This window comes from Rheinheimera sp., from assembly GCF_030824435.1.
In the GTDB taxonomy this organism is placed as follows: Bacteria; Pseudomonadota; Gammaproteobacteria; order Enterobacterales; family Alteromonadaceae; genus Pararheinheimera.
Window position 1 is genome coordinate 1 of the sequence record NZ_JAVBXS010000083.1, and the last position, 5,926, is coordinate 5,926.

Below are 5,926 nucleotides of genomic sequence, written 5' to 3' on the forward strand. Positions count from 1 at the left end.
TTGAAGTGGTGAGGTGTTATCTGGTGCGGTTGAACTAAGGCCATAACAGCTCCTGCAGGCTGATGAAACATAAAAATTATCATGCCATGAAAACCAACTGCAGCGCTTGTGCGTAGCGCGCCAGCCATCGGCTGAAGCGGGGCGTTGGTCGTTTGTTGATGGAATTTAGCGATCACTAAAGTAAGCTCAAGGCTGAAAAAAATCAGCGGAGCCCGCCATGTTGTTTAAACCAGTTGAGTTGTTAAAACCTGTTTTTGTGATTTCGTTATTTAGTCTTGCCATCAGCCCGGCTTACAGCTACGACAGAGTGACAGGCCACGACTTTGCCAGCCGTTCTGAAGTGATAGCGCCCCATGCGATGGCTGCGACCAGTCAGCCGCTGGCCACCCAGATTGCACTCGATATTATGAAACAAGGTGGCAACGCCATAGACGCCGCTATTGCCGCCAACGCCGCTTTGGGTTTAATGGAACCCACGGGCAACGGCATAGGTGGCGACTTATACGCCATCGTCTGGTCGGCCAAAGACAAAAAACTCTTTAGTCTGAATGGTTCTGGCCGTTCGCCCAAAGGCATGACGCTGGAGAAAATGCAGGCAGAAGTGAAAAAACTTGGCCGCACCGATATTCCACCTTATGGCATGTTGCCGATTAGCGTGCCTGGTGCAGTGGACGGCTGGTTTAGCCTGCATGGCAAATTTGGCAAATTGCCGATGGATAAAATTCTGGCGCCGGCTATTAGTTACGCTGAACAGGGTTTTCCGGTGTCTGAGCTGATTGCTTATTATTGGGGCCTGTCAGTGCCGAGACTCTCACCACAACCCGGTGATTTTAAAGGAACTTTTACCATTAATGGCAAAGCACCACAAAAAGGTGAAATTTTTAAAAACCCGGCGCTTGCCAATACCTTAAAAATTCTGGCCAAAGATGGCCGCGACGCTTTTTATAAAGGCGACATCGCCCGCAAAATTGACGCTTTTATGCAAAAAGAAGGCGGTTATTTACGCTATGAAGATTTAGCCTCGCATAAATCTGAGTGGGTAGAGCCGGTGTCAGTGAATTACCGCGGTTTTGATGTCTGGGAAATTCCGCCAAATGGTCAGGGCATTGCCGCTTTGCAGATGCTGCAAATTTTAAAAAATTTCGATTTAAAATCGATGGGTTATAACAGCGCTGAAAGCCTGCACACTTTAATTGAAGCCAAAAAACTGGCCTTTGAAGACAGGGCAAAATTTTATGCCGATCAGGATTTTCATAAGGTGCCGGTCAAAGGTTTAATTTCTGAAGCTTATGGCAAGGAGCGCGCCAAACTTATCACAGATAAAGCGGCGCAAAGAGTGGATGCCGGTAACCCCAATTTGTATGAAGGCGATACCATTTATATGACCACAGCCGACAAAGACGGCAATATGGTCTCGCTTATTCAGTCGAATTACCGTGGTATGGGCTCTGGAGTGGTAGTGCCTGGTTTGGGTTTTGGTTTCCAGGACCGTGGCCAGATGTTTTCACTGGACCCCAAACACGCCAACGCTTTTGCGCCTGGTAAAAGGGCTTTTAATACCATTATTCCGGCTTTTATGACCAAAGACGGCAAACCTTATGTGAGTTTTGGTGTGATGGGTGGTGCTATGCAACCACAAGGCCATGTGCAAATCGTGGTGAATATGATTGATTACGGCATGAACCTGCAGGAAGCGGGTGACGCCGCGCGCTGGCAGCACCTTGGCAATACAGAGCCAACAGACGGTAGCCAGATGTATCTGGAAAACGGCGGTTACACTGAAGTAGAACGGGGTGTGCCTTACCAGACTATTCAGCAACTGCAGCAAAAAGGCCACGACATCCGTTATGGTTTTGGCGGTTATGGTGGTTATCAGGCCATTATGAAAGACCCAAAAACCGGCGTTTATTATGGTGCTTCAGAGTCGCGTAAAGATGGTCAGGCGGCAGGTTATTAATCTGAACCGGCCTGTTGTTATCATCAGCAGGCGGCAACCAATATCTGCTTAGCAAGCAGCAAAAAGGGCGGTGATAACACCGCCCTTTTTTATTTGTTGCTGTGACATAACAGCATGTTTTTTTAATTAATCCTGACCAATACGGGCTTTAATATCGTTGATTAATGATGAAGTTGCCAGACCATTGGCACCAGCCCAGGCTTCTAAATCTTCAGCCACCAGCGCTTTTGCCGGCATCTGTTTGACATAAAAAGAACCCACTTCATAAGCATCACTGCGCATAGCAAACTTAATCAAAGATTCGTTGTTACACTGTACGCTGTCATAAATTTTGCGTACGTTCATTTTGTTGTCGCTTAACAGTTTACGGATACGGTTTTTGTCATCCGCCTTGGTGTATTCACACATAGACGCTGCCCATTGGTCATTGGCCAAAGCCGATGGCGCGCTGACAGCCAGCATAGTTGCCGCAACAGCCAATACAGTGATAGTTTTCTTCATAACAACCTCATCCAGAACCAAAAAAAATTTCCCATCGGCACAGTATTGATTGCCGGGTCATGCCAAGTATTAGTCTTTATTGCTTAAAGGCAAGGCAGTGACAGGCAAATTCACTATCGAATTGATTTGATTGCTGGTTTTTTATTCTCGCCGCTATTTTGTGCATATAAGTCGGTTACAAATGCAACATCAACAAACCGCACACTGACAATTTATTGATATTTATCTGACATTGTTCCGAACTGCTGGAGGCCAGCCTGAACTGCTGTAAGGCTGTAGCAAAACACACACAATCTGCCTGGTGACGGCAGAGTTGTCAGCAACAAGGAACACACAAATGACCTGCAACAATACAGCTCAGCCAAGCCTTGTTTGCCTCTGCCTGATACTGAGCATCACAGCCAGCATGGCGAGCAGCCTGAACTGCAGCGCAGCTGACAAAACCATGGCCGAACTTTATCCGCTGCCGCTGATGGCAACCGGCAATCCGGCAAACCAGACAGATTTAAGTTATCAGGTGTCTGTTCAGCTGGGCGGTGGCCATTATTGCAGCGGAGCGCTGGTAAGGCCTGACTGGGTACTGACATCAGCCCATTGTGTACAAAACACCAGGGCAAACTACAAAGTACTATTGGGCAACAACTTACAAAACAAAAACGCCAGCTATCGGGTGGTGAAAAAAATTGTTTTGCATCAAGATTTTAATTATCGCACCCTGGCAAATAATATCGCCTTGTTGCAACTGGCCGCTCCGGCCGCCAGCAGATTCAGACCTTTGCAATTACCAACGGCAGCTGTAATGGCGCAGCTTGTTTACCCGGGATCTTACCTGACAACTGCCAGTTGGGGGGCTTTCAGGGCTGACGGTTCTGGCCCGGATCAACTGCAGCAGGTGGATTTACCTTTAGTGGCCAATAACGAATGTGAGCAACAATATCTTTATCAGGCTGCGCTGTTCGCCTCGATGATATGCGCCGGTTTTGCCAAAGGCACTGAACATCATTGTGTCGCCGACAGCGGCGCGCCACTGGTAGCGCGTTATCAAGGTGTTGATTACAGCCTGGGACTGGCCAGCTGGGGCCAGAGTTGCCAGTCTGAACCCATACCAGCTGAAAGTTATATGCTGTTTAGCAGCAGCTGGTTTTATCTGGATTGGATCAACAGCCAGTTACCGCCCTTGTGAGCTACTGAACATCTATGTTGAGAGCTATTGAACATCTATGCTGACGAGCTATTAAGCCGGTAAAAAAAACCTCTGATATGTTGCCACATCAGAGGTTGCTGAATGCAAAAGCCACTGCCAACAAAGGCAAACCAACACAGCAGACTGCCCAACAGCTGCAAAATGACCTTTTAGCCAGGTGATAAGAAAACAATGTACCGCCAGACCAAAACACCATAAAAAGCCTTAGCCTGACGCGACACAAGAAGGTGTGTTAGCTAGCTGCAAACTACTGAGCCCAACTGCAGCCTCAACCTCCCTGTGGCAACAAAGACTAAAAGCAAAACACAAAATACCAGTCCAAACCGTGACCAAAGGAGGTAAATTTGGGATATAACGCCGGTTTCACCACGCATAAACATAGGTTTGCGCCAGCAACCCAACATCTGACAAAACGATAGGAAATTCAGACCACTACAGCATTGTTACAGCAATGCCGACACCACTAAGCCAACACCAAACGTACAGCAAAAGCGCTAAATAACAGCCCAAGCAACAGATTACCTGTCTGAGCAGCAAGGGGCTGGTGGCGGAAATAACCTGCTATATGATGACCAGCGTAAATTAACAAAGTTAAATAACATAAACTGACCAGCTCCAACACCAGCGCCAATACCAGATAAGGCAACCAGGCCGGGCTAAAACTGTAATTTATAAACTGAATAAAAAACGACAGATAAAACAAAATAGCTTTGGGGTTAGTAAGGCTCAGCAGCAGTGATTTTCGAAATACTGAGCTGGTAAAGCCGGAGCTTGATAATGCAGGACCGGTCGGCCCGCAACCCTTTGATTTTGAGTCCGTCACTGCTGCCCCGGTTGTTTTGGCGTCGCTGGTGCTTTTCTGGCGCAGGCTTAACAACATCTGCACACCTAAAAACAACAAATAGCCAGCGCCCAGATAACGCACCCAACGAAACAGCTCAGGCGAAGCGAGCAGCAAAGAAGCCACCCCAAGATAAGAAAATAAAATAAGTACAGCGTCGCCAAGCAGCACAGCGGCAACCGCCTGCCATGCCACTGTTGGCCCCTGACTGATACTGGTTTTTAACACAAACAGACTATTGGGGCCCGGCAGCAAAATAATAACAATAACGCCAGAGAGAAAAGTCCAGAACTGAATAACACCAAGGGCTTCCATACAACTCCTGCATGAGTTTTTAACCGCAAACTACATAGCGATTTTTCATAAAGCGGGCGGCATTTTAACGCTGCACTTTAACATAAGGAAACGAAGCTGCTGTGCTTTTGCTGGCACTAAGCTTTATTGATTTGCGCTTAACAAGTAACGAGTTTTTTATTGGCGGAAACGACACAACCGCCGCCATCGCCGGGTCTGGTTGTTGGCAATCACCAGCGCTGAACCTGAGGGTGCATGGCGTGGTTTTCACGGCAACACAACGATGTAAACCTGTACAATCCATCACCGAATTTATCCATTCGCGCTGCCCACGCTTTAATTAAGCGCGCGAACAGCACAAATGATTCATCTGCACAAACCACCACCGGCAACAACGAAAGTTCGCCCGTTCGCGCCTCCCGCGCTCACTTTTGAATGCTCACTCCGCAGCTCCCGGTGTTGGTTCGGACCTTTACACCCCAATTTTTGTCGATTTAACAAACAGATACAGTTGGGCAAAAAACGAGAACTGACCTCAAAGGTTGGTTTGCAAAACAGCAAAATGACGTGCACTGCAAAACTTGCCGATGTGCATTCCCTGAAGATTGTTAGGCACTCAACCAACGCCTTTTTGCCCAGGTAAACACTGCGGTAACAGCAGTAACCACAATAAACTGACCTGACATCTGCAGCGCTAACTTTGGCCAGAAGTTTATTTCTTCGCTAAAAAGTGGATGCCAGAGATAAATCAGCGTCAGATCCCCCGGCAATAACAACAGCCAACTACCAGGCATAGGCCCACCCCAAAACTGCCAAAAACTCCAACTAAGCGCAAAGGCCAGCAAACCAATAACCACAGCAGCCAAGCCAGCAAGAATAGCTATGGTGGAGGTTTTAAGATGGTTCATAGTGCCCTTAGTAAACCTTCTCGGTCTGGTTTTGTTGTTATGCCGTCATCTGAATAAAGGCAAGAAAAAAGACCTGACCCTGAAGGTTTCACCAAGGTAGGTTTTAGCAAACTCCATTTCTTCTTTTGGAACAAGAGCATTGTCAGATAAGTCTGCATGCGCAAACATTGCTGCCAAACCGATGAGTAAGCCAAATATAATTCTCAGATTGTTCATATTCT

The 5,926-nt window shown here is 47.3% G+C and carries 5 protein-coding genes; 2 read left to right on the forward strand and 3 right to left on the reverse strand.

Translation table 11 applies throughout. The features are described 5' to 3' along the window. Window positions 1-217 precede the first annotated feature (217 nt). The gene (ggt, locus tag RCH83_RS14155) at window positions 218-1,957 is read left to right on the forward strand and encodes a gamma-glutamyltransferase (RefSeq protein WP_306523216.1); all 1,740 of its coding nucleotides are present in this window, start codon (window positions 218-220) and stop codon (window positions 1,955-1,957) included. Window positions 1,958-2,083: 126 nt separating this feature from the next. On the opposite strand, the gene RCH83_RS14160 is transcribed toward ggt, so the two are convergent. Then, window positions 2,084-2,458 carry a DUF3718 domain-containing protein gene (locus RCH83_RS14160; RefSeq protein ID WP_306523218.1) on the reverse strand — a complete coding sequence of 125 codons (375 nt, stop codon included), beginning with the start codon at window positions 2,456-2,458 and terminating at the stop codon, window positions 2,084-2,086. A gap of 406 nt (window positions 2,459-2,864) precedes the next feature. Here RCH83_RS14160 and RCH83_RS14165 point away from each other — a divergent pair, with 406 nt between their 5' ends. Continuing rightward, window positions 2,865-3,641, forward strand: a complete 777-nt coding sequence (locus tag RCH83_RS14165; RefSeq protein ID WP_306523220.1) for a serine protease — start codon at window positions 2,865-2,867, stop codon at window positions 3,639-3,641. Between the two features lie 484 nt (window positions 3,642-4,125). Here RCH83_RS14165 and leuE read toward each other — a convergent pair whose 3' ends face one another. Both leuE and RCH83_RS14175 read right to left on the reverse strand, forming a co-directional pair. Continuing rightward, window positions 4,126-4,818: a leucine efflux protein LeuE gene (gene leuE / locus RCH83_RS14170; protein WP_306523222.1), complete on the reverse strand. Its 693-nt coding sequence runs from the start codon at window positions 4,816-4,818 to the stop codon at window positions 4,126-4,128. A 587-nt stretch (window positions 4,819-5,405) separates the two neighbouring features. Continuing rightward, a complete protein-coding gene (locus tag RCH83_RS14175; protein ID WP_306523224.1) occupies window positions 5,406-5,705 on the reverse strand; it encodes a hypothetical protein in 300 nt (99 codons plus the stop codon). Between the last annotated feature and the right edge of the window lie 221 nt (window positions 5,706-5,926).

Excerpts from the sequence above, each read along its gene's own strand:
- RCH83_RS14165 (WP_306523220.1), top strand. The coding sequence starts at position 2,865 with ATGGCGAGCAGCCTGAACTGCAGCGCAGCTGACAAAACCATGGCCGAA.
- ggt (WP_306523216.1), top strand. The coding sequence starts at position 218 with ATGTTGTTTAAACCAGTTGAGTTGTTAAAACCTGTTTTTGTGATTTCG.
- leuE (WP_306523222.1), bottom strand. The coding sequence starts at position 4,818 with ATGGAAGCCCTTGGTGTTATTCAGTTCTGGACTTTTCTCTCTGGCGTT.
- RCH83_RS14175 (WP_306523224.1), bottom strand. The coding sequence starts at position 5,705 with ATGAACCATCTTAAAACCTCCACCATAGCTATTCTTGCTGGCTTGGCT.
- RCH83_RS14160 (WP_306523218.1), bottom strand. The coding sequence starts at position 2,458 with ATGAAGAAAACTATCACTGTATTGGCTGTTGCGGCAACTATGCTGGCT.